Genomic DNA, 20,141 nt, shown 5'->3' on the forward strand with positions numbered 1-20,141 from the left:
CCCCCGCCGCGCACCGCGCGGCGGGGGGAGCAACGGGGCGGGCCGCTTGATCTGGGGTGCTGGCCCGCCGGATCCGACAACCGTTCTTTCCGGTGAAGCTCGTGCTGCCCGGACGCGCCGGTTACCCGATCTGGGGTGGGAACTTCGACGGGGCGCGCGACGAGTTCCTTGCCGACGACGGGCTGGTGCTGCTCTACCCCGACCGGAAGACCATGTGCCGGCAGCTGGACATCGAACGGCCCGACGTCAGCGCCCACCATCCTCGAGTGTCGGCCGGAACCGCTCCGCAGCGCCAAAGCGCACGTCGCCCTCGGAGAGAACCGCAACGCACTCCCGGATGGCCCTCGCCGAACCCGATGTTCCCTTGATCAACGGGCGGCGCGGACGACCCGCAAGAATTTGGGGCATCTAGCCCCCGGCTGGATTGACCTTCCGCCCCGAACCGGCCCACCGCGACCGCCGGCCTCAATCGCCGACGTGGAGGCGGCGCCGACCTCGAGCAGCGCGGCGCAGAGGCGGACCGGGTCAGATGAGGGTGGCGGGCTGGCAGAGGGGTTCGCCGCTCTCCCGGTCGCGGCAGAGGTATTCGCCGTTGCGGTGCACCCAGCCCCACAGGTCGTCGAGGATCAGCTCCGCCGAGCAATGCAGGCAGCACGGTTTCGCCTGTTTACCAGTACTCGCCACGTCCACCAGTTCCTGCACTTGAGCGCCTCTCCTGAGCCGAAACGAGAAGCCCACCCGAGCTTCTCACGCAACGCCGGCCGCATAGAGATACCGGGCCGGGGAAGCGGTCACCAACCCCCGAAAGGTCGAACTCTTCAGTCGTACGTGGACTGCCGGTCGGCGCGCGGAAATGTGAGGTTCCTGTTTGATTCTTGTGCGGCCGCAACTTTCCGGTCCGCCTGAGCCGTCTGTGTCAGCAAGATCAGTCGACGGCGAGGACGTACGCGGATGAGGGCAGCATCGGTCATGGCCGCGGTGTGCACAGTTCTGGCAGTGGTCACCGGTTGCGGCAGCCGGCCCACCAGCGATGTCGGCCACTGGCAGGCCGGTCCGCAGAAGCTCGCCGGACCCGCGGAGGCGACGCCGGACCCGTTGAACGAACTGCCCGCGTCCTTGCGGCCCAGGATTCCGCGGTTTCCGCCGCCGCCGGCCGCACCGACCCCGGTGACCCTGCCGACGGACGGGACGGCCGGCTGGTTCAGCCGCATCCCGACCACCCAGAAGATCGCCTTCATCACGATCGACGACGGCTGGGAGAAGAACCCGCTCGCGCTGAAGCTCTTCCAGGCGGCACGGGTGCCGATCACCCTGTTTCTGGAGATCAACGCGATCAAGGCGGACCCGGGCTTCTTCACGCCGCTGCAGAGCGCCGGCGCCGTGATCGAGAACCACACGATCAGCCACCCCAACCTCAAAGGACGGCCGTACGCCTTCCAGAAGCAGGAGATCTGTGGCGGCGCCGACCAACTCGCGCAGTACTACGGCCGCCGCCCGGTGCTGTTCCGTCCGCCCGGCGGCACGCACGACGCCAACACGCTGAAGGCGGTGCACGACTGCGGCATGAAAGCGGCGTTCTTCTGGACCGAGACGACGGACCACGGCAAGGTCTTCTTCCAGCAGGGCAACACGGTCCAGCCGGGGGACATCATCCTGATGCACTTCCGCCCCCGCTTCGTGGACGACTTCCTCGCCGTACTCAAAGCAATTCATGACGCCGGCCTGACACCCGCCCGCCTGGCGGACTACATCCCCTGAGCGCGGCAGAATGACGACCGTGGATGACTTCGTGCGGCAGTTCGTCGACTACTGCCAATATCAGGTGCGCTCGGCGCCCTACTGGCGCACCGGCATGCCGATCTACCTGGTCGGCGATGAGCTGCTGCACGTCAGCAGCCCCACCGAGTGCACCGGGTTCGCCGCCACCCACACCGGCTGGATCGAGATGCGCGTCGTGGTTCGGGACGCCCCGCCGGCGGAGGGCGACCCGGTCGGCGATGCCGACGACTGGGACGCCATCAGCGAAACCACGCTCTGGAGCCCGCAAGGCGTACTCTCCGTGCACAGCATGATGGGCAGCACGGCCGAGGAATTCGCCGGCCTGAGCGTGCCGCCCGGCCTCATCCGACTTCGTGCCCACGCCCGCAACCTCATCCACGAGAGCGTGCGCACCGATGACGACCCGCCGGAGCAGCACCAACTTCTGGTGTGGCCGGTCACCGAGGACGTCGGCCCGCGCACCCGGCGCGCCGCCGGCACCCGCCGCGAGTGGGAGCAGAAACGCGCGAAGGCCGCCGAGTACGCGATGCTCGACGTGATCCGGCCCTACGACACTCACGAGGAACGCGATCCCGACGACCTGCCCCGCGTCGCCGTCGTCCGCCGCCGACCCGCCGAGGCCGTGCCGGTTCTCCCCGACCGGCTGCCGGTCGGCGACCTCGAGGTCCACCTGACCCCGACCGCCGAGGGCACCCTGAGCTGGCGATGGGCGTCGACCACCGAAGAGCTTCCGGACCAGGAGGCGAGCACCGTGCGGCTGGCGGTCGTGGACGGCGAGCTCACGCTCCGCCACGAGGGCGTGACCGGCCGGCACGCCATCTTGCTCGGCCTCGTCTGGGACCACCTGCTCGACGACCCGGCCGGCCGGCCGGCCTGGGAGCCCGTGCTGCGGGCGCAGGCGGCGGAGAAAGCCGAACGGGCCGAGCGGAACCGCCGGCTGCGCGCCGAGCACGAGGCGAACTCGTGGGGTGGCACCCCGCCCACCGACCGCCTGCGCGCGCTGACCGGGCAGGCGCTGTCGTTCGCCCGGCTCGACCGGCCCCTGCTGGACCGGCTGGCCGAGCTGCCGGCCGACCGGCAACGGCAGATCGCCGTGTGGGCGGCCCGCCGGGCGATGCGGGTGGCCGGAATGGAGCAGATCGGGTGGATCGCCGAGGCCCTCGCGGCGGTCGAGGCCGGTGAACGGCTCCCGGCCGCGTTCACCGACGACCACGGCCAGGCGGTTTCCCGCCGCCTGTACGCCGACCCCGCCATCCCGCACACCGTGATCAAATTCCCGGGTGGCCCGTCGAACTTCCGGCAGCAGTCGGTCGCCTTCCCCGCCCTGCTGGCCCTTGCCGACGACGACCCGCTGGCCGCCGTCATCGACGCCGTCTACACCGCCGCCACCGCCCACGGCGAGCCCGCCCACCTGGCCTTCCTCGCCGAAGTGCCCCGGGACTGACAGCGCCGCGCGCGTTTGCTCGTGGCTTCAGTTGGGTGTGCCACCCTTCCCGGTGTATCGATGAGTTTCCTCCGAAGCGGAGCGGCCGGGCCGATGGGACGCTGACGGCAGCCGAGCTCGGCTGACTGCCATGCGCACCCGCGCCTTCTACCGGCTGGTGTGGTTCGACGATCGGGCTGCGGACAACGGCCTCACCCCTGAACCAGTGACCTCGTCCGGGTCAAGGGAGCATCTGGAACTCGGTGGCGGGCGCGGCGTACATCCGGACCCAGTCGATGTCCTGGCGGGCCGGGCGCATCAGCACGCCGGTTGCCGGGAACATGTCCATCTGCGCGCCGCCGTTGGACCGGCTGAAGGAATCGATCGAGGCGGAAACCGTGCATTCGCGTACGCCGTCGACGAACCAGGAGATCGAGCCCGGCTGCCAGTCGACGGCATAGTTGTGGAACTCGGTCGAGTCGATGACGACCGTGCACTGGGTCTGGGTGTCGTCGTGGTGCACGTACAGGCTGACCGACGGGGCCGCGACACTGCGCTCGGCGAAGTCGATCTCGGCGTTCGCCCACGCCTCCTCCTGCAGCGGCCACAGCAGGGGTACGGCGTTGTAGGGCCGTCCACCGTTGTCGCTCAACGGGACCGCTCGTTCGCGTACTTCCACCCGCCCGTACCGGAAAGCGGCCATCCGCCCCCACAGGCCGCCGGTCTTCCCGTCGGCCGTGCCGGTCACGCTGAGATAGCCGCCGCCCGCGGTGGTCTGCGAGGCGCACCGCTCGCCGTGCCCGTGAAAGCCGGGCGAGCAGCCGGTCGCTTCGCCGGGCCCGACGCCGAAAAGGCCCCATTTGTTGAGGTCGACCGACGTGCCGTTGAATTCGTCCGACTGACCGGCAACCGGAACTCCCCAGCCGAACCGGACAGCCGCCTCATCGCCGCTCCCGCCCCGCCGCGGGTCAGCCGACCCGTCCGGGCTCGCCAAACTTAGCGGATTTGTCGGACTTGTCGTGACGATCGGGCTGGGCAGACCTTCGGACCTGATCGCATGTCCACCCGTCGGGCCGGCCGGAACCGCGCCGCCGGCCGTCACGACGAGCGCGATGCCGGCCGCGACGGCGAGCAGCCGACCGCGCCGCCCCGCCGGCTTGGATCTCACGCCGGGAGCCTACCCGGCCGGGCCGGGACATGATCATGATGCCGGCAACCGATATCGTCGGGCCATGTCTGGTCCCGGGGACGTGCCGCCGGAAATTCTCGACCGGCTGCGGCCGATCTGCCGGCGACTGCCGGAGGCGTACGAGGAGCCGGCCTGGATCGGCGTCCGGTGGCGCATCCGTGCGCGCACCGTCGCCCATGTCTACACCCCCGACTTGGCACGTAATCCGTTCTACGCCGAGCATGCGATCGACGGTGCGGCACCGACCGTGATGACGTTCCGCGTCCCGGTCGACGACCTGTTCGGCCTGACCGCCGACTTCCCGTTCTTCCGCGCCCCCTGGGGCACCGACGTCGCCGCCGTCATCCTCGGGGACCACACCGACTGGACCGAGATCGCCGAGCTGATCACCGACAGCTACTGCCGGATGGCCCCGAAGTCGCTCGCCGCCCGGGTCGCCGCTCCCCCGCCGCCCTCCTGACCGGCTGCCTTACTGACCGGCGGCCCGACGGCCCGACGGCCCGACGGCCCGACGGCCCGGCCGCGGAGGGCGACCGGGCCGTTCAGAGCGCGACTCAGCCGTCGAGGTCCTCCCCACCGGTCTCCGCGTACGCGATCAGGTCGCTCCACCAGACAGTCTGCTCGGCGGCGTCCGAGGCCTCCGAGGTCCACTGGGTGCGGACGGGCGAACCCTTCGTCGTCGCGGCGGTCAGCAGCGGGGTCCCGGCCGAGCCGGCCAGCTGCAGGGCCCGGGTCCAGGCGTCGACCCGGTCCAGCGCGAAACGCTGCCGCTCGGCCCACAGAGTCGGCTGCCGGGCGAGCCGGGAGAGCAGAACGGTCCAGGCGCCCGCGGCGGTCATCTGCCGGGCATCGTGCCACCGCTGCCACTCGTCGTCGACGTAGCCGCCGCGGAAACTGTCGAGGTCGATGCCGGCCGCGCTGAACCAGCCGTAGCGCAGGAACTCCGCCACCTCGGCGTCGGTCTCCACGCGGAGGGCACGCGAGGTGACCGCGGGGATCTGGCCGGAGACCGCCAGGCGCACCACGAAGCTACGGTCGGCCTCGGTCACCAGGGCCGCCCCGTCGTCGTACGGCGTCTTGGCCTTGTCCTTGGCCAATGCCGCCGCATAGCCGGTGCTGGAGAACTCGGCCAGTTCCGCGTCGGTGCCGTTCACCGCCCGCACGGCGGACGCGTTCACCCAGGGGTAGAACTGCACCGCGTGGGTGTCCGCCATCCGATTCGCATAGTCGAGCTGACGGGCCCGGGTCTGCGCCGCCCGATCGGCCGCGGACTTGTACCCCGCGGTGAGGAACGCGGTGCTCGCCGCCGCGCCGCCGCTGCTGATCAGGGCCGAGCGCGCCGCCGAGCGCACGGCCGCCCGCGGGTCGTGCACCGACAGCCAGCGAACGAACTCCCGGTCCGCCAACTCCGGATCCGCCACGATGGTCGGCACGGCCTGAGCCGCCAAGCCCTGAGCCGCCAAGCCCTGAGCCGCCAGGGCCCGGGACGGCGCGAGCAGAGCGCCCACCGTGACAGCGGCCGCAGCCGCCAGAACTTCCCTACGTATCACAACTGTCTCCCCGTGATGCTGGTGCCGCTCACCGAGGTCGGCGCGGCAGTCCGACATTGAACCACACGAATGCGATCGATTCCGCCCTCGACGCCGTCGGCCCGGAGCCGCCCCGCCGGTGGGCCACTACTCCGGGAGACCCGGTGATCAATGGCCCCGGACGTGAGTCGCAGTCGGTACTCGGATCGCCGCGGCCACCGGCGGCCCGGGAAGGATGAGGTGGTCCCGGTGATCCGCACGGAAGGAAGTACGACGATGAGCGCACGACCGAACATCGTTCTCGTCCACGGCGCGTGGGCCGACGGTCACCGGGTCACCGCACCGCAGTTCGGGCTCACCTCGTTCGCCGACGACACGGCCCGGCTGCGGCACGTGCTCGAGCGGCAGGACGGGCCCTGCATGCCGTCCCGCACCTGACCGAGACCGCCCAGTTGATCAGGGCCGCCGCGGAAGCGGGCTAGGCTGGAGATCATGACTTCGAGGCCGGTCCGAATCGGTGTGCAGATCCAGCCGCAGCACGCCGACTACAAAGCCATCCGCCGCGCCGCCGCCGAGGCGGAGGACATCGGTGCGGACATCCTGTTCAACTGGGACCACTTCTACCCGCTCTACGGCGAGCCCGAGGGCCTGCACTTCGAGTGCTGGACCATGCTCGCCGCCTGGGCCGAGCAGACCTCGCGCGTCGAGATCGGCGCCCTGGTGAGCTGCAACAGCTACCGCAACCCGGAACTGCTCGCCGACATGGCGCGCACCGTCGACCACATCGGCGACGGGCGGCTCATCCTGGGCATCGGCTCCGGCTGGTTCGAGAAGGACTACCAGGAGTACGGGTACGAGTTCGGCACCGCCGGCGGGCGTCTCGACGACCTCGCCGAGGCCCTGCCGCGTATCGAGTCCCGGCTGGCCAAGCTCAACCCGCCGCCGACCCGCAAGATCCCGGTGCTGATCGGCGGCGGTGGCGAGAAGAAGACGCTGCGCCTGGTCGCCAAGCACGCCGACATCTGGCACAGCTTCGGCGACGCCGAGACGGTCGAGCGCAAGACCGGCATCCTGCGCGAGCACTGTGCCGCCGTGGGCCGGGACGCCTCGGAGATCGAGATCTCGGCGGGCGTGGGCGGCAAGCCGGCCGAGAAGGGACAGGCCCTGCTCGATCTGGGCGTCACCCTGTTCACCGTCGGCACCGGCGGCCCCGACTACGACTTCAGCGAGCTCCGTGACTGGGTCGCGTGGCGTGACCAGGTGAACGGCTAGTCGTTCCGGTCCCTCCGGCCGCGGCCGGAGGGACCGGCGTTTCGCCCACTATGATCGCGGCGTGGACGAACTCGACACCACCGTCGCGCACCCGGCCCGCCGCTACAACTACTGGCTCGGCGGCAAGGACAACTTCGCCGCCGACCGCGAGTCCGGCGACCAGCTCCAGGCACTCTTCCCCAAGGTCCGGCTCGGCGCTCTCGCCAACCGGGCGTTGTTGCAGCGGGCGACCCGTTTCCTGGCCGCCGAGGCGGGCATCCGCCAGTTCCTCGACATCGGCACCGGCCTGCCCACCGCCGACAACACGCACGAGGTCGCCCAGTCGGTGGCACCCGAGAGCCGGATCGTCTATGTCGACAATGACCCGATGGTGCTGGTGCACGCGCGGGCCCTGCTCACCAGCAGCCCGCAGGGTCGCACCGCGTACATCGAGGCCGACCTGACCGAGCCCGGCCGGATCCTGGCCGACCCGGTCGTGCGGGAGACCATCGACTTCGACGAGCCGGTCGCGCTGATGCTGATCGCCGTGCTCCACTTCGTGCACGGTCACGGCGCCGCCAAGGCGATCGTGCGCGAGTTGGTCGACGCGCTGCCCGCCGGCAGTTACCTGTGCGCCACGCACGCCACCAGCGACTTCGGCACGCCCGAGCAGCAGAGGCTCTATCAGCAGCTGATCGACGAGGGGAAGTCCGACGTGTGGACCCGCCCCAAGGAGGAGTTCGCCGAGCTCTTCGAGGGCCTCGAGATCGTCGAACCGGGCATCGTCCCGCCCAGCGAGTGGCGGCCGGAGCCGGGCGCGGAGATCCCGGCCCGGTCCGACATCAACGTGTGGACGGCCACGGCCCGCAAGCCGTAGCCGAACCACCGGTAGGGGCCGTCAGGACGAGAACGACCAGAGCTGGCAGGTGTTGTTCAGCCACATCCACAGCTGGGCCTTGGTGCCGTTGGCGGTGCCGCAGTTCTGGTTGTCCAGCACCATGCCGCTGTTCTCGACGACCAGTTCGTAGCGGCCGTTGCCGGCCGGGATGACCGCCCACTGCTGGCACAGGTTGCCGAGCGACTGCCACAGGTTGACGGCGGTGCCGAGGGCGAGGCCGCAGTTGACCGCGTCGAGCGTCTTGTTGGCGTTCACGTTCGTGATCGTCCATTTGTTGGCGCCGACGCTGTTGAACCGCCACTGCTGGCAGGAGTTGCCCAGGTTGTTCCACTGCTGGATGGCGGTGCCGTTGGCGGTGCCGCAGTTGACCGCGTCGAGGACCTTGCCGCTGGCCAGGTTGGTCAGCCGGTAGGTGCCGCCGTTCGCCGGGAAGGTCACGTTCTTGGCGTAGCCGACCGACACGATGTTGGACTGCACCGAGTTCTCGGTGGCGTCGCTCGGGTAACCGGTGGTCATCACGCCCTCGAAGAACGAGCCGACCGAGCCGTTGCTGTTGTCGCCGCCGATGCCGAGGATGATCGCGCCCTGCTTGGTCATCGGCTTGTAGCCCGACTGGGTGGGCAGACCCCCGTCGTAGCGGGTGGCGAGACCACCCGACTGGGCGTTGCCATCCTTGATCGCGTACGTCGAGGTGCCGTTGTTCTTGGTCATGGCCGTCACGAACGCGCTGTTGCGGCCGGTGTTCGCGGTGTTCGAGCCGTTGCCACCGGCGAACAGGCCGTTCTCCAGGTCGGCCATCACCTTCGGGTTCGAACCGCTGCACGGCGAGAACCAGCACAGGGTGCCGAAGTAGATCGCGTCCATGTCGCCGTTGCCGGTGTCCAGGTTGTTGGTCTCGGCGTTGCCGTAGTCGAAACAGCACCGGTCGTTGTAATGGGTGCCTTCGGTGACCATGTACATGCTCTCGGGGGCGCTGCCGGTGGCGATGCCGTTGGTCGCGTTGTTCCGGTAGCCGTTACCGGCCGAGATGTACACGCCGTACACCTTGTGCCCGCCCGCCGTGATCGGCAGAGCCGCGGCGTTCGCGCCCTGGTCGGCGGTGGGGTTGGCGCCGCCGCCGGGAGCGATCGTCAGGTCGTTGTGCCGCGACGTCTGGTCGTAGATCCGCACGATCGTGCAGTACGTGCCGGCGCAGAACGAGTCCTGCGCGGCCGCGTTGGCGTAACCGCCCGCGGCGAGCAGGCCGATGTTGCTGGTGGCCCCGTCCGACCAGCGGCGCACCTGGTAGAGCGAGCCGTTGTAGGTGCCGAACAGGGCGCGGGTGGTGCTGTGCGCGGCGACGCAGGGGGTGCCACCGCTCGAGTAGATGTCGCAGGGACCGGTGGTGGCGGCGCTCGCCGGGACGGTGACGGCGAAGAACGTCGCCGCCGCGACCAGGACGGTGGCGCCGACGGCGAGTGCCGCGCGCCAGGGGGATCGCAGACGCATGGGGTGCCTTTCGCATGACACGGCGAAACAGCGCCAGATCGGCTGGACACTGCTGGGGAGTCACCCTGATGTGAACGTTAACAGGACTTTGCCCGCGAGTTTCAAGCTTGTCAATAGGTTGCGGGCCGACCATGGCCGGGCTGGACACCTCGATGATCAGCCAGCCGATCGAGGTGCCGGCGGGCCGGGAGATGCTGCGGCGCGCGCTCGGCCGCGGCGGTTATCCGCAGATCGTGCTCCGGTTCGGCCACGGCACCCCCGGGCACCCCACCGGACGGCGTACCGTCGACCAAGTGCTGAGCTGACGGGTCGAGCTTTTCACCCCATAGAGAAAGGGCCCGGCCGGAGCCTCGCTCCGACCGGGCCTTTGGTGTCTCAGCGGCCGGCGGCGACCGGCTCCGGGGCGACCGGCCAGCCCGCCGGCACCAGCAGCGCCGGGCAGGTCGCGGAGCGCGGCCCGACCGGCGCCGGGCCGACCGAACCGTAGAGCAGTTCGGCGAACCGGCCGCTCCGACCGATCCCGGCGACGAGCAGGCGGCTGCGCAGGGAGGCGCGTTCGATGGTGTACGGGAGATCCAGATCCGAGACCACCAGCCGTTCCACCGCCACCTCCGGGAACTGGCCGGACCAGCTCCGCAACGCCTCCGTCAGGCGTTCGCCGGCTGCTGCGCGCTCGGTCGCGTAACCACCCGCCCGCACCACCGGGACCGCGCCGTCCGACCCGCCGGGACGAGTCCACATGTGCACCGCCACCAGCCGCGCCCCCCGCAGTGCCGCCTCGGTGAACCCGAAGCCGAGCGTGGCCGAACCGGACGCGCGCGCCGACGAGGCGACCACCACCGGCCCGTCGTGCGCGGAACCGCGGTTGACCAGGAGCGGGCAGGCGCTGTGGTGGGCCAGATAGGCGGCTGTCGAACCCCAGCTCGGCCGGGTGAACGGGTGGTCGCGGTGGCCGACAACGAGCAGCTCGGCCCGCCCCGAGCACTGGGTCAGCGCGTTCGCGGCGCCGCCCTCGATCAGGTCGGTGGTGATCGTCAGCCCGGGGGCGGCGAGCTCGGCCCGCCGCGCGGTCACCTCGAGCAGGCGGCGCGCGTCGGCCGGGGCCGGCACCACGCCCCGGCCCCGGAAGGCCCCGGTGTAGCGGCCCGGCCAGACGTGGACTATCCGCAGTGGAGCCCGGTGCCGGACCGCCTCGGCGACCGCGAGGTCGACGGTCGCGGTCGTGTTCCGGGAGCCGTCGACTCCCACCACTACGGGCCTGTTCCGCGGATTCATCGTTCTGCTCCCCACGCTGGGCACGCCGGTCAGGCGTCCGCTGTCCCGTTCTCCGGTGGCACCGCCATCGGGTGCCGGTCCTCGTCGCGGGCGGCCAGACCCTCGACCGCCCGGCGGTACTGATCGGCGGTGATCTCGCCGGCGACCCGCTGCGCGACGAGCACACCCTCCAGGCTGAGCAGCGGCTTCGGCTCCGGCCGGCGGTCGCTTCGGGGCTCCCGGCCGCTGCGGGGCACGCCCAACCTCGCGGCGGCGGCCGCCTGCTCGACCTCCTGCTCGAGGCCGGGCCACGTCCACGCGGCCAGGGCCAGCACCGCGAGGACCACCACGCCGAACAGGATCAGGAAAAACATCTCATCGCCTCCCCTGCTCACTCTTCCCAGTCGGCTCGCCCCTGGGCAGGGACTTTCGTCCCGCCCGGCCGGGACTGTCCGAGTTTCACGCCGGCGATTCCCGGCACGGTCCGCGCCAGGACCAGCACGATCCCCTGCTCGGTCTCGTCGGTGAAAGCGCCGGTGACGTGCGCGATCCCGCTTTCCACGGTCGCGGTCCAGCGCCGGTGTCCGCCGTACTCGTCGAGCCGGTGCTGGATCTCGGCGGCCAGCATGTCGTCGCCGCGCACCATCGCGCGCAGGATGTCGCGGCGGCTGACGATGCCGACCACCCGGCCCCCCTGAACCACCGGCATGCTGCGCACGTCGTGCGCGAGCATGGTTTCGGCGACCTCGGCCACGTCGGCGTCCGGGCGGGTGACTATCGGGTACGGGGACATGACCTCGACGACGATCCCCGGCCGTTGCGCCGGATCGGGGTCCGGCAGCCGCCGGATGTGCGCGGTCGGATCGGCCGGCACCCGGTGCCGCAGCAGATCGCCCTCACTGACCATGCCGACCGGCTGACCGGCCGGATCGAGCACCGGAAGGGCCGTCACCGCCCGGCTGGTGAGCAGGCCGGCGGCCTCCTCGATCGAAGCCGTCTCCAGCACGGTGTGCACCGGGCTGCTCATGATGTCCCTGGCACGCATGCCCTCGTCCTCTCCGTGGCCGGCCGGGTCGTTGGGCCGGCGGGGTCAATGGGGCCGGCTCGGGTCAGTGGGCCGGATCGAGCACGTCGGAGACCGGCCGGCGGGGTGCCGAGCCGGTGAGCCGCCGGCCGTAGCCGACCCGCAACACCAGCTGGGCGTTCCGGCCGAGCACCTCGCGCACGGCCGGGACCTCCACCGGCTGACTGATCGGGGCGGTGGCGAGACCGAGCCAGGTGGCGGTCAGCAGCACCCGTTGCAGGGCCTGACCAGCGCGTACCCAATCGGCTGGGTTGTCGTCGCGGGTCGCGAGAACCAGCAGCGTCGGGTGCGGCTCGAAGCTCTCGGCCCGGCCCGCGTGCGGGAAGTCGCGCACCGGCATCGACCGGAGCGCGTCCCACGGTCCCGCCACCCGGGCCGGCACGCCGTCGTCGCGCACCACGTCACCCGTCCAGCGGGCCAGCTCCGCGCGGTAGCCCGGCCGGTCGTGCAGTCTGCGGTCGGCTTCCTGGGCCAGGCCGAGGATCGCGTCGCGCGCCACCGGGCCGGCCACCCGCAGCGCGGTGCCCTCCCGCCGGGCGGCGTCGACCAGGCGATCCAGGGCGTCCAGCGGGACCGGGCTCCGCGCGAACGGCCAGCGGTTGGTGTGCCGGTGCTCGATCGCCGCGCACAGCGCCTCGACCGCCGGGTTGGGGTCGGCCGGCTGCACGGCGGTCACCCGTGCCACCACGTCGTCCCAGGGGAACAGTACCGAGTCCGTCCGGTAGCCGGCCTGCCGGATCGCCAGCCGCAACGTGAAGATCGCGGCGCCGACACTCATCAGCTGCTCCCGGCCGAACGGGTCGATGACGTGCAGGCGGCGCCCCGGATCGGCGTACACCTCGATGGTGGGGCCGTCGATCCGGAACCGCCACGGCTGGCTGTTGTGCAGCGACGGCGCGGCGGTGGCCGCTCGCACGCAGCCGGTGAGGACTTTCCGGGCTGGCCGGACGATCGTGGTGGTCATCGCGTACTCCTCACCGGTAGCCGGGCGTACGAGGCGGCCCGGTCGCGCATCTTCGACGGGGGTGAGCCGATGCCGTACGTGCCGAAGTGCCCCGCCGGGGTGATCTCCACGACCGAGCAGTCGGCGCGCACGTCCGGCGGGCACAGCCGGACCCCACCCCGGTGCACCGGGACAGTCACCGCGACCGCGCCGCACGCCGCGATGTGCCGGGCCTTCCAGCTGTCCTTGGCGACCACCACGGACATCCGGCCGCCGGACATCCGGTGGAGGACCCCGCTCGACCTCGGCTCGCCCTCCCGGTTGACGTGGCTGAGCACCGCGAACGAGGCGTGCTCCAGCGAATGCCGGACCTCCTGGACGGTCAACTGCCGCATCACCCCGCCGGTACGGCGGTTCACCGCTCGGCCCGCCGCACGATGTAGACCGGGCAGTCCGCGTGGTGCAGCAGCTGCAGGCCGGTCGAGCCGAGCAGCGTGCCCGCGACCACCCCGTGCCCACGGCTTCCCACGACCACCAGCTGGGCCTTGGCCGACGCCGCGACCAGTACGGACGCGATGTTCTGCTCGGTCACCAGCAGCCGGACCGGCACGTCCGGGAATTTGTCGCGCCACGGCGCCAGCTGCTCCTCGAGCTCGCGGTATTCGTCGAGCTCGGCCATCGGCGGCGTGCTCAGGTCCACCGCCGCCATGCCGGCCATCCACAGCGGGAGCGGCGACGCGAACCCGCGAACCACCTCGAGCCCGCTCCCGCGCCCGGCAGCCGCCTCGAACGCCGACTCCAGCACTGTCTCGGCCACCGGCGAATCGTCCACTCCGGCCACGACCGGCCCGGCCGCGCTCTCCCCGCGCCCCCGCACCACCACCACGGAACACTTCGCGTGCGTGGCGACGCGCTGACTGACCGAGCCGAGCAGCAGACCGCCGAACCCGCCACGTCCCCGGCTGCCGAGCACCACGAGCCGGGCCGCCTCGCTGTCCGCGAGCAGCCGGGGCGCCGGGTTACCCACCACCGCGTCGCCCTCCACCTCGAGGTCGCCGGCCACGACGTGGGCCTCGTAGACGGCGTTGGCGGTGATCCCGTCCGCGATCTTCCGGGCGTTGTCGACATCGTCGTAGCCGACCCCGTCGCGGGCCTCGCGCCACTCCCAGTCGAAGGCATGCGTGACCCGCAGAGGAAGCCCCAACCGCCGAGCCTCCCGCGCCGCCCACCGAACCGCCGTCTTGCTGCAGTCGGTGCCGTCCGCACCGACGATGACCGGATTGACTCTCATGGCCCGCTCCTTTGCGCTCACCCCGAGCGTCCGCCGACCGGCCCCGAACCGGCAGAGCGTTCAGTCCCGACCGACCGGACCGGAAGTCCCTTCTGTCCCGGCACCGGGGCATCGGCGTCCGAATCGGGGGTGCGGCGCGGCCCCGACCGATGGGATGCTCCGCACACACATCACGAGACAGGGGCAGCTGAATTGGACTTCGCACAGGCGGTGGATCGGCATCTGGCCGCGGTGACCGAGCGCGACCTGGAGACCTACCTCGCATCGGTGCACGAGGACGTCACTCTGGTGATGCTCAACGGCCGCGTCGTCCGGGGCCGGCGGGAGGTGGGCGCGTTCCACGAGAACTGGTTCGTCGACCCGGACTGGAGCTGGCAGCTGAGCAAACAGCACAGCAGCGAGTCGGGGGACACGGGGATAGCGCTGTTCACCGTCGACTACCACGACGTCGACCACTCCGGAAAGCCCTATTCGATGCGCTACCTGCTGGGCCTCACGTTCGCCCGCACCGACGGCACGTGGCTGCTGTTGCACGACCAGAACACGCCGGTCTCCTGAAGCGTGGGCCGGGCGCTTGCCGCCCGGCCCACCCCGGGGCGTCAGGAGCCGAGCACGTCGACCATCCACTGAACGCCGAACTTGTCCTTCAGCTGGCCGAACGTGTCGCCCCACATCTGCTTCTCGAACGGCACATGCACCTCGCCACCGTCGGCGAGCTTTGCCCAGACCTCCTCGAGCCCCTCACCGGGATCGCCGCTGAGGCTGACCGTGACATTGTTGCCCGGGTGGAGAGTCATGCCGGGTGCCGTGTCGGAGGCCATCAGGTGATAACCCTTGGGCGACAACAGGTTGGCGTGCATCACGAGGTCGGCCACTGCCGGATCGGGGTTGCCGAGGTCGCCGAACGTGTTGACCTTCAGCTCGCCGCCGAGGACCGAATGGTAGAACTCCATGGCTTCGCGAGCGTTGCCGCCGAAGGTCAGATAGGGGTTGAGTTGAGACGCCATCGCAGGCTCCCTTGGCTGTGACTGGTCCTTGTCACGCCCGAATTTAGACCCACCCACCGACAAAAATCGGCTGTCGCGCCACCATTGCCCCGGTCGAGTGCGACCGGGGCCGGGAGGTCAGCGGTGGTCGGAACCGGTGGACTCGATGGCGGCGCGGCCGGCTTCCAGGCGGGCGACCGGGACCCGGAACGGGGAGCAGGAGACGTAGTCCAGGCCGACCTCGTGGAAGAAGTGGACGGACTCCGGGTCACCGCCGTGTTCGCCGCAGACGCCCAGTTTCAGGTCGGGGCGGGTCGCCCGGCCTTCGGCGGCGGCGATGCGGACCAGGCGGCCGACGCCTTCGCGGTCGATCGACTCGAACGGGCTGATGCCGAAGATGCCGAGTTCGAGGTAGCGCCAGAAGAACGCGCCCTCGACGTCGTCGCGGGAGAAGCCCCAGCCCATCTGGGTCAGGTCGTTGGTGCCGAAGGAGAAGAACTCGGCCGCCTCGGCGATCTGGCCCGCGGTCAGGGCTGCTCGCGGTACCTCGATCATGGTGCCGACCAGGACTTGCACGTCGGAGCCGGCGACCACCTCGGCGATGATCTTCTCGGCCTCCGCGCGTACCGTCTCGAGCTCCTGCACCGCGCCGACCAGCGGAACCATGATCTCCGGGCGGGGCCGGCCGCCCTCGGCGGCCAGCGCGACCGCCGCCTCGGCGATGGCCCGCACCTGCATCGCGAAGAGGCCGGGGATCACCAGGCCGAGACGTACACCGCGCAGGCCGAGCATCGGGTTGGACTCGTGCATGCGCCGTACCGCCGCGAGCATCCGCTCGTCCCGGTCGGCCTGTTCGCCGCGTGCCTTGGCCACCGCGACCTGCACCGCGAGGTCCTCCAGGGAGGGCAGGAACTCGTGCAGCGGCGGGTCGATGAGCCGGACCGTGACGGGCAGGCCGTTCATCTCGCGGAAGATCTCCAGGAAGTCCGCCCGTTGCAGGGGCTGCAGGGCGCCGAGCGCGTCGTCGCGCTCGGCTGCGGTGTGCGCGAGGATGAGGCGTTCGACCAGTTCGCGGCGGTCGCCGAGGAACATGTGCTCGGTACGGCACAGGCCGATGCCCTGCGCGCCGAAGCGGCGGGCGCGGGCGGCGTCGGGGCCGGTGTCGGCATTGGTGCGCACGGTCAGCGCCGCGGCGGCGTCGGCATGGGTCATGAGCTGGTGTACGGCGGCGACGAGCGGCTCGTTGGCAAGGGCCGGGTCGAGGTGACCTTCGAAGTACTGCACCACTTCGGACGGTCGCACCGGCACCTCACCCGGGTAGACGCGGCCGGTGGTGCCGTCGATCGAGATGACGTCGCCTTCGCGTACGGTCCGGCCGCCGACGGTGAACCGGTCGCGCCCGATCTCCAGCGCGTCGGCCCCGCACACGCAGGTCTTGCCCATGCCGCGAGCGACCACGGCCGCGTGCGAGGTCTTGCCGCCGCGCGAGGTGAGGATGCCCTGAGCGGCGATCATGCCGGACAGGTCGTCGGGGTTGGTCTCCCGGCGCACCAGGATCACCGATCGGCCGGTGGCGGCCGCCGCCACCGCGTCGGCCGCCGAGAAGACGACCTCGCCGACGGCGGCACCGGGCGAGGCACCGACGCCGCGGGTCAGTACGGCCGGGTCGCCGGCCAGGTCGAAGCGCGGGAACATCAGCTGGGCGAGTTGGGCGCCGGAGACCCGGGTGAGCGCTTCGTCGAGGTCGATCACGCCCTCGTCGACCAGTTGGGCGGCGATGGTGAAGGCCGCGGCGGCGGTGCGTTTGCCGACCCGGGTCTGCAGCATCCACAGCTTCCCGCGCTCGATGGTGAACTCGATGTCGCACAGGTCGTGGTAGTGGCCTTCGAGGCGGGTCATGATGTCGAGCAGTTCGGCGTACGACTTCTCGTCGAGGTCGGCGAGCTCGGCCAGCGCGAGGGTGTTGCGGATACCGGCCACGACGTCCTCGCCCTGCGCGTTCTGCAGGTAGTCACCGTAGACGCCGCGCTCGCCGGTGGCCGGGTCACGGGTGAAGGCGACGCCGGTGCCGGAGTCGGGTCCGAGGTTGCCGAAGACCATCGCGACGACGTTGACGGCCGTCCCGAGGTCGGCCGGAATGCGCTCCTGACGTCGGTAGAGGATGGCCCGATCGGCGTTCCACGACCGGAACACGGCCTCGATCGCCAGATCCAACTGCTCCCGCGGTTCCTGCGGGAAGTCGTGGCCGGTGTGCTTCAAGAAGACCTTCTTGTACGCCGTGACCAGCGCCCGCAGATCATCGGCGTCGAGCTGGACGTCGTCCTTGACACCCTTGGCCACCTTCGCATGGTGCAGTGCGTGCTCGAACTCCTCGCCGGGCACGTCGCACACGGTCTTGCCGAACATCTGGATGAGCCGGCGGTAGGAGTCCCACGCGAACCGGTCGTTGCCGCCCGCCTGGCGGGACAGGCCGTCGACGCTCTCGTCGTTGAGGCCGACGTTGAGCACCGTCTCCATCATGCCGGGCATCGAGAACTTCGCCCCGGATCGGACGGACACGAGCAGCGGGTCGGCCGGGTCGCCGAGTTTGCGGCCCATGGTGGCCTCGAGCGCTTCGAGGTGCTCGCCCAGTTCGGCCGCGAGTCCGTCGGCGTGCCGCCCGTCGGCGAGGTAGCGCTGGCACGCCTCGGTGGTGATGGTGAAGCCGCCCGGCACGGGCAGACCGAGGTTGGTCATCTCGGCGAGATTCGCGCCCTTCCCGCCGAGCAGGTCCTTCATGTCCCTGTTGCCCTCGGCGAAGTCGTACACGAGCTTAGCCATGCCAGCCACCTTCGGTTTTGATTCCGCGGTCCAACTGGTTCCCGCCCCGCGATTCGTAAGGCTAAGCAGACATTCGCCGAATAGTTAACGGTGCGTGGGGTTTTCCACAGGGCTCCGTGACCTCGTGCTCGGGAAGCGCTCTCTCCGCGCAGTTACGCGCAAACCCACCGGCGGGTAGCCTGACGGCAATGATGGGACTTCGGCGTCGCAGCGAGCATCGCCTGCGCGGCATCCGGGTTCCCATGCCCTTCGACCTCGATGCATTCTGCGGCGAGGTGGCCGCGCGACGGGGTCGTCCGCTGATCCGCCGCCCGGTCGCCGGCCTGAGCGCCGAAGCGCCCTGCGGTCTCTGGATCGCAACCGACCGGGCCGATCACGTCTTCTACGATCCGGGCACCTCACCGCTGCACGCCGAGCACATCGTCCTGCACGAGCTCGCCCACATCCTGAGCGGTCATTCCGGAGTGGACGGTTCGATCGCCCGGCTCTTCCCCGACCTCGACCCGGCCACCGTGCGCCGGATGCTGGGGCGGGCCGGCTACCCCACCGCCCAGGAGCGCGAGGCAGAGATGATGGCCTCGCTGATCCGCGGCCGTTCCACCGCACCGCGGCGGGCCACCACCACGCTCGCCCGGGTCGCCGACGCCTTCGGCTTCGTCGACCACGAGCCCACCACCACCGGTCCGGCGGCCGGCCCCGGGGCGGTCGGCGCGGACGGCTGATGGTTCTTCGGGTCGTGCTGCTCGTCCTGCTCTGGGGCGTGGTCGTGGCGCGAGTGCCGACCCTGTGGCGCGATGCGCGGCAGCGGGCGTTCTGGGCGACGGTATTCGTGCTGGCCCTGGTCAAGACGACAGTGCTGATTCCGGGGACACCGACGATCGCACCGAACCTGCTCGGCGTGCTGGCCGCGTACTTTCTCCTGCGGTTCCTGTCCCTGCTGGCCGGGCACGGCAGCAGGCGCCGGCATCTCGCCCTGACCGCCATCGTCCTCGTCGCCTTGGCGACCCTTGCCGTGGTGTCCGGGGACGTCGGGCTCGACGGCGATCTCGAACCGCTCACGATCGCCTACTGGGTGGTCCTCGAGGGCTTCCTCGGCTGGGTGCTCGGCACCACCACCGTGCTCTTCTGGTCGGTGGCCCCGCAAGCGCCCGCCGGTCTCCCCCGCCTCGGGCTGAGAGCGATCTCGGTGGGCTGCGCGATGGTCGCGCTCTACGCGGCGTTCAAGACGGCCCTGATCGTCGCCGCGCCGCGCACCGACTTCGCCGACTTCCACCGCAAGGCGGTCTATCTGCAGGCCGGCGGCACCCTCATCGCGGTGGCGGGGGCCTGTGTCCCGGCCGCCCGGCGGTCCCGGGAGATCATCCGGGCGTACTGGTCGCTGCTCGCGCTCCGGCCGCTCTGGAAGGCGATGCGGGACGCGTTCCCCGAGGTCATCCTGTTCACCCCGCGGCGGGCGGTGATCGAGCTGGCCGGCGTCGACGACGTCCACCTGCGGGTCTACCGGCGCGTGATCGAGATCCGGGACGGGATGATGGCGCTCCGCCCGTACCTGTCGGACGAATCGCCGGAGAACGCGGATCCCGCCGAAGCGGAGGCCGCCGCGATCGCCCTGGCGCTACGGCGTCACGCCGCCGGTGCGCCGAACGCGCACGGCGTCGAGTTCGCACCGGTGGGTCCGGAGATGTCCGACGAGGTGGCCTGGCTGAGCCGGGTCAGCGGGGCCTATCGAAGGCTCCGGACCGCTGCTCCGACTCCCAGACCTTCCGGATCAGCTCGTTGATGGTCTCGCGCCCGCGCGGCGAGACGTCCGCCGCCCGCAACGCGATCTCGGTGACCCCGGCGTCGCGGATGCTCTGCAGCAGCGCGAGCTGGGCGTCGACCCGGCGGGTCTGCTCGTCGTCGAGGAAATAGGCGACCGGAACACCGAAGTAGGTGGCCAGGGCGGTCAGATGGGCGACCGTGGGATTGTCACGGCGGCCGGTGCGCAGCTGCCAGATGTATGTGTGTGAGATCGGCACGCCCTGCGTCGCGCGGATCGTCTCGGAGACCGCCATGTAGCTCGGCTCCGCCTGGCCCACGGAGCGGACCCGGCGGAACAACGTGTCGAGCTTGCCGGCGATGGAGAAGGCGCCCACCACGCCTCCCTCCCCGTGTTTCGGCCACTGTGCGCCACATTCTGACGTCCATGAGCTTGGCACGCGACCCC

General features: G+C 70.8%; 24 protein-coding genes. 11 read left to right on the top strand and 13 right to left on the bottom strand.

Features of this window, described 5'->3' with window-relative positions; genetic code table 11:
- The first annotated feature begins 92 nt into the window (after positions 1-92).
- Complete coding sequence (locus tag Afe05nite_RS23760) at positions 93-368, top strand: hypothetical protein (RefSeq protein ID WP_203819389.1); 276 nt, start codon at positions 93-95, stop codon at positions 366-368.
- A gap of 157 nt (positions 369-525) precedes the next feature.
- Here Afe05nite_RS23760 and Afe05nite_RS23765 read toward each other — a convergent pair whose 3' ends face one another.
- Positions 526-702, bottom strand: coding sequence for a hypothetical protein (locus Afe05nite_RS23765; RefSeq protein ID WP_203819390.1), 177 nt, complete (start codon positions 700-702; stop codon positions 526-528).
- Between the two features lie 249 nt (positions 703-951).
- Here Afe05nite_RS23765 and Afe05nite_RS23770 point away from each other — a divergent pair, with 249 nt between their 5' ends.
- Together Afe05nite_RS23770 and Afe05nite_RS23775 are read left to right on the top strand one after the other, a co-directional pair.
- On the top strand, positions 952-1,758 hold the full coding sequence (locus Afe05nite_RS23770; RefSeq protein WP_203819391.1) for a polysaccharide deacetylase family protein: 807 nt from the start codon (positions 952-954) through the stop codon (positions 1,756-1,758).
- Between the two features lie 19 nt (positions 1,759-1,777).
- Positions 1,778-3,223: a hypothetical protein gene (locus Afe05nite_RS23775; RefSeq protein ID WP_203819392.1), complete on the top strand. Its 1,446-nt coding sequence runs from the start codon at positions 1,778-1,780 to the stop codon at positions 3,221-3,223.
- A 220-nt stretch (positions 3,224-3,443) separates the two neighbouring features.
- On the opposite strand, the gene Afe05nite_RS23780 is transcribed toward Afe05nite_RS23775, so the two are convergent.
- Positions 3,444-4,370, bottom strand: a complete 927-nt coding sequence (locus Afe05nite_RS23780) for a glycoside hydrolase family 16 protein (RefSeq protein WP_203819393.1) — start codon at positions 4,368-4,370, stop codon at positions 3,444-3,446.
- A gap of 64 nt (positions 4,371-4,434) precedes the next feature.
- On the opposite strand from Afe05nite_RS23780, the gene Afe05nite_RS23785 reads away from it, so the two are divergent.
- Positions 4,435-4,851, top strand: a complete 417-nt coding sequence (locus Afe05nite_RS23785; protein WP_203819394.1) for an MmcQ/YjbR family DNA-binding protein — start codon at positions 4,435-4,437, stop codon at positions 4,849-4,851.
- A gap of 94 nt (positions 4,852-4,945) precedes the next feature.
- Here the strand turns inward: Afe05nite_RS23785 and Afe05nite_RS23790 are convergent, their stop codons facing one another.
- Complete coding sequence (locus Afe05nite_RS23790) at positions 4,946-5,941, bottom strand: hypothetical protein (protein ID WP_203819395.1); 996 nt, start codon at positions 5,939-5,941, stop codon at positions 4,946-4,948.
- Positions 5,942-6,196: 255 nt separating this feature from the next.
- On the opposite strand from Afe05nite_RS23790, the gene Afe05nite_RS23795 reads away from it, so the two are divergent.
- The 3 genes from Afe05nite_RS23795 to Afe05nite_RS23805 all read left to right on the top strand — a co-directional run bounded on the left by Afe05nite_RS23795 (position 6,197) and on the right by Afe05nite_RS23805 (position 8,048).
- Positions 6,197-6,358 (top strand): hypothetical protein, encoded by a 162-nt coding sequence (locus Afe05nite_RS23795; RefSeq protein ID WP_203819396.1) that lies wholly within the window; start codon positions 6,197-6,199, stop codon positions 6,356-6,358.
- Between the two features lie 54 nt (positions 6,359-6,412).
- On the top strand, positions 6,413-7,192 hold the full coding sequence (locus Afe05nite_RS23800; RefSeq protein WP_203819397.1) for an LLM class F420-dependent oxidoreductase: 780 nt from the start codon (positions 6,413-6,415) through the stop codon (positions 7,190-7,192).
- 61 nt (positions 7,193-7,253) lie between these two features.
- On the top strand, positions 7,254-8,048 hold the full coding sequence (locus Afe05nite_RS23805) for an SAM-dependent methyltransferase (RefSeq protein WP_203819398.1): 795 nt from the start codon (positions 7,254-7,256) through the stop codon (positions 8,046-8,048).
- Positions 8,049-8,069: 21 nt separating this feature from the next.
- Here the strand turns inward: Afe05nite_RS23805 and Afe05nite_RS23810 are convergent, their stop codons facing one another.
- Complete coding sequence (locus tag Afe05nite_RS23810; protein ID WP_203819399.1) at positions 8,070-9,557, bottom strand: arabinofuranosidase catalytic domain-containing protein; 1,488 nt, start codon at positions 9,555-9,557, stop codon at positions 8,070-8,072.
- Positions 9,558-9,688: 131 nt separating this feature from the next.
- On the opposite strand from Afe05nite_RS23810, the gene Afe05nite_RS23815 reads away from it, so the two are divergent.
- The gene (locus Afe05nite_RS23815; RefSeq protein WP_203819400.1) at positions 9,689-9,862 is read left to right on the top strand and encodes a hypothetical protein; all 174 of its coding nucleotides are present in this window, start codon (positions 9,689-9,691) and stop codon (positions 9,860-9,862) included.
- 70 nt (positions 9,863-9,932) lie between these two features.
- Here Afe05nite_RS23815 and Afe05nite_RS23820 read toward each other — a convergent pair whose 3' ends face one another.
- The 6 genes from Afe05nite_RS23820 to Afe05nite_RS23845 all read right to left on the bottom strand — a co-directional run bounded on the left by Afe05nite_RS23820 (position 9,933) and on the right by Afe05nite_RS23845 (position 14,129).
- Positions 9,933-10,832, bottom strand: coding sequence for a universal stress protein (locus tag Afe05nite_RS23820; protein WP_203819401.1), 900 nt, complete (start codon positions 10,830-10,832; stop codon positions 9,933-9,935).
- A 29-nt stretch (positions 10,833-10,861) separates the two neighbouring features.
- Positions 10,862-11,185, bottom strand: a complete 324-nt coding sequence (locus Afe05nite_RS23825; RefSeq protein ID WP_203819402.1) for a hypothetical protein — start codon at positions 11,183-11,185, stop codon at positions 10,862-10,864.
- A gap of 17 nt (positions 11,186-11,202) precedes the next feature.
- Complete coding sequence (locus Afe05nite_RS23830; protein WP_203819403.1) at positions 11,203-11,856, bottom strand: CBS domain-containing protein; 654 nt, start codon at positions 11,854-11,856, stop codon at positions 11,203-11,205.
- Positions 11,857-11,920: 64 nt separating this feature from the next.
- Positions 11,921-12,859, bottom strand: a complete 939-nt coding sequence (locus tag Afe05nite_RS23835; protein WP_203819404.1) for an Acg family FMN-binding oxidoreductase — start codon at positions 12,857-12,859, stop codon at positions 11,921-11,923.
- Entirely contained in the window at positions 12,856-13,233 is a 378-nt protein-coding gene (locus tag Afe05nite_RS23840; RefSeq protein ID WP_203819405.1) for a pyridoxamine 5'-phosphate oxidase family protein, read from the bottom strand. Before Afe05nite_RS23840 ends, Afe05nite_RS23835 begins: the two co-directional genes overlap by 4 nt.
- A gap of 20 nt (positions 13,234-13,253) precedes the next feature.
- The gene (locus tag Afe05nite_RS23845; RefSeq protein WP_203819406.1) at positions 13,254-14,129 is read right to left on the bottom strand and encodes a universal stress protein; all 876 of its coding nucleotides are present in this window, start codon (positions 14,127-14,129) and stop codon (positions 13,254-13,256) included.
- A gap of 192 nt (positions 14,130-14,321) precedes the next feature.
- Here Afe05nite_RS23845 and Afe05nite_RS23850 point away from each other — a divergent pair, with 192 nt between their 5' ends.
- A complete protein-coding gene (locus tag Afe05nite_RS23850) occupies positions 14,322-14,687 on the top strand; it encodes a YybH family protein (protein ID WP_203819407.1) in 366 nt (121 codons plus the stop codon).
- A 41-nt stretch (positions 14,688-14,728) separates the two neighbouring features.
- Here Afe05nite_RS23850 and Afe05nite_RS23855 read toward each other — a convergent pair whose 3' ends face one another.
- On the bottom strand, positions 14,729-15,136 hold the full coding sequence (locus Afe05nite_RS23855; protein WP_203819408.1) for a VOC family protein: 408 nt from the start codon (positions 15,134-15,136) through the stop codon (positions 14,729-14,731).
- 117 nt (positions 15,137-15,253) lie between these two features.
- Positions 15,254-17,935, bottom strand: a complete 2,682-nt coding sequence (ppdK, locus tag Afe05nite_RS23860) for a pyruvate, phosphate dikinase (RefSeq protein ID WP_203819409.1) — start codon at positions 17,933-17,935, stop codon at positions 15,254-15,256.
- A 188-nt stretch (positions 17,936-18,123) separates the two neighbouring features.
- Between ppdK and Afe05nite_RS23865 the strand changes: the two genes are divergently transcribed.
- Entirely contained in the window at positions 18,124-18,657 is a 534-nt protein-coding gene (locus Afe05nite_RS23865) for a hypothetical protein (protein WP_239118147.1), read from the top strand.
- Positions 18,657-19,715 carry an MAB_1171c family putative transporter gene (locus Afe05nite_RS23870; RefSeq protein WP_203819410.1) on the top strand — a complete coding sequence of 353 codons (1,059 nt, stop codon included), beginning with the start codon at positions 18,657-18,659 and terminating at the stop codon, positions 19,713-19,715. Before Afe05nite_RS23865 ends, Afe05nite_RS23870 begins: the two co-directional genes overlap by 1 nt.
- On the opposite strand, the gene Afe05nite_RS23875 is transcribed toward Afe05nite_RS23870, so the two are convergent.
- Complete coding sequence (locus Afe05nite_RS23875) at positions 19,648-20,070, bottom strand: helix-turn-helix domain-containing protein (RefSeq protein ID WP_203819411.1); 423 nt, start codon at positions 20,068-20,070, stop codon at positions 19,648-19,650. The two genes, Afe05nite_RS23870 and Afe05nite_RS23875, sit on opposite strands and share 68 nt — an antisense overlap.
- Between the last annotated feature and the right edge of the window lie 71 nt (positions 20,071-20,141).

Origin of the sequence: Paractinoplanes ferrugineus (assembly GCF_016862195.1) — a bacterium.
In the GTDB taxonomy this organism is placed as follows: Bacteria; Actinomycetota; Actinomycetes; order Mycobacteriales; family Micromonosporaceae; genus Actinoplanes; species Actinoplanes ferrugineus.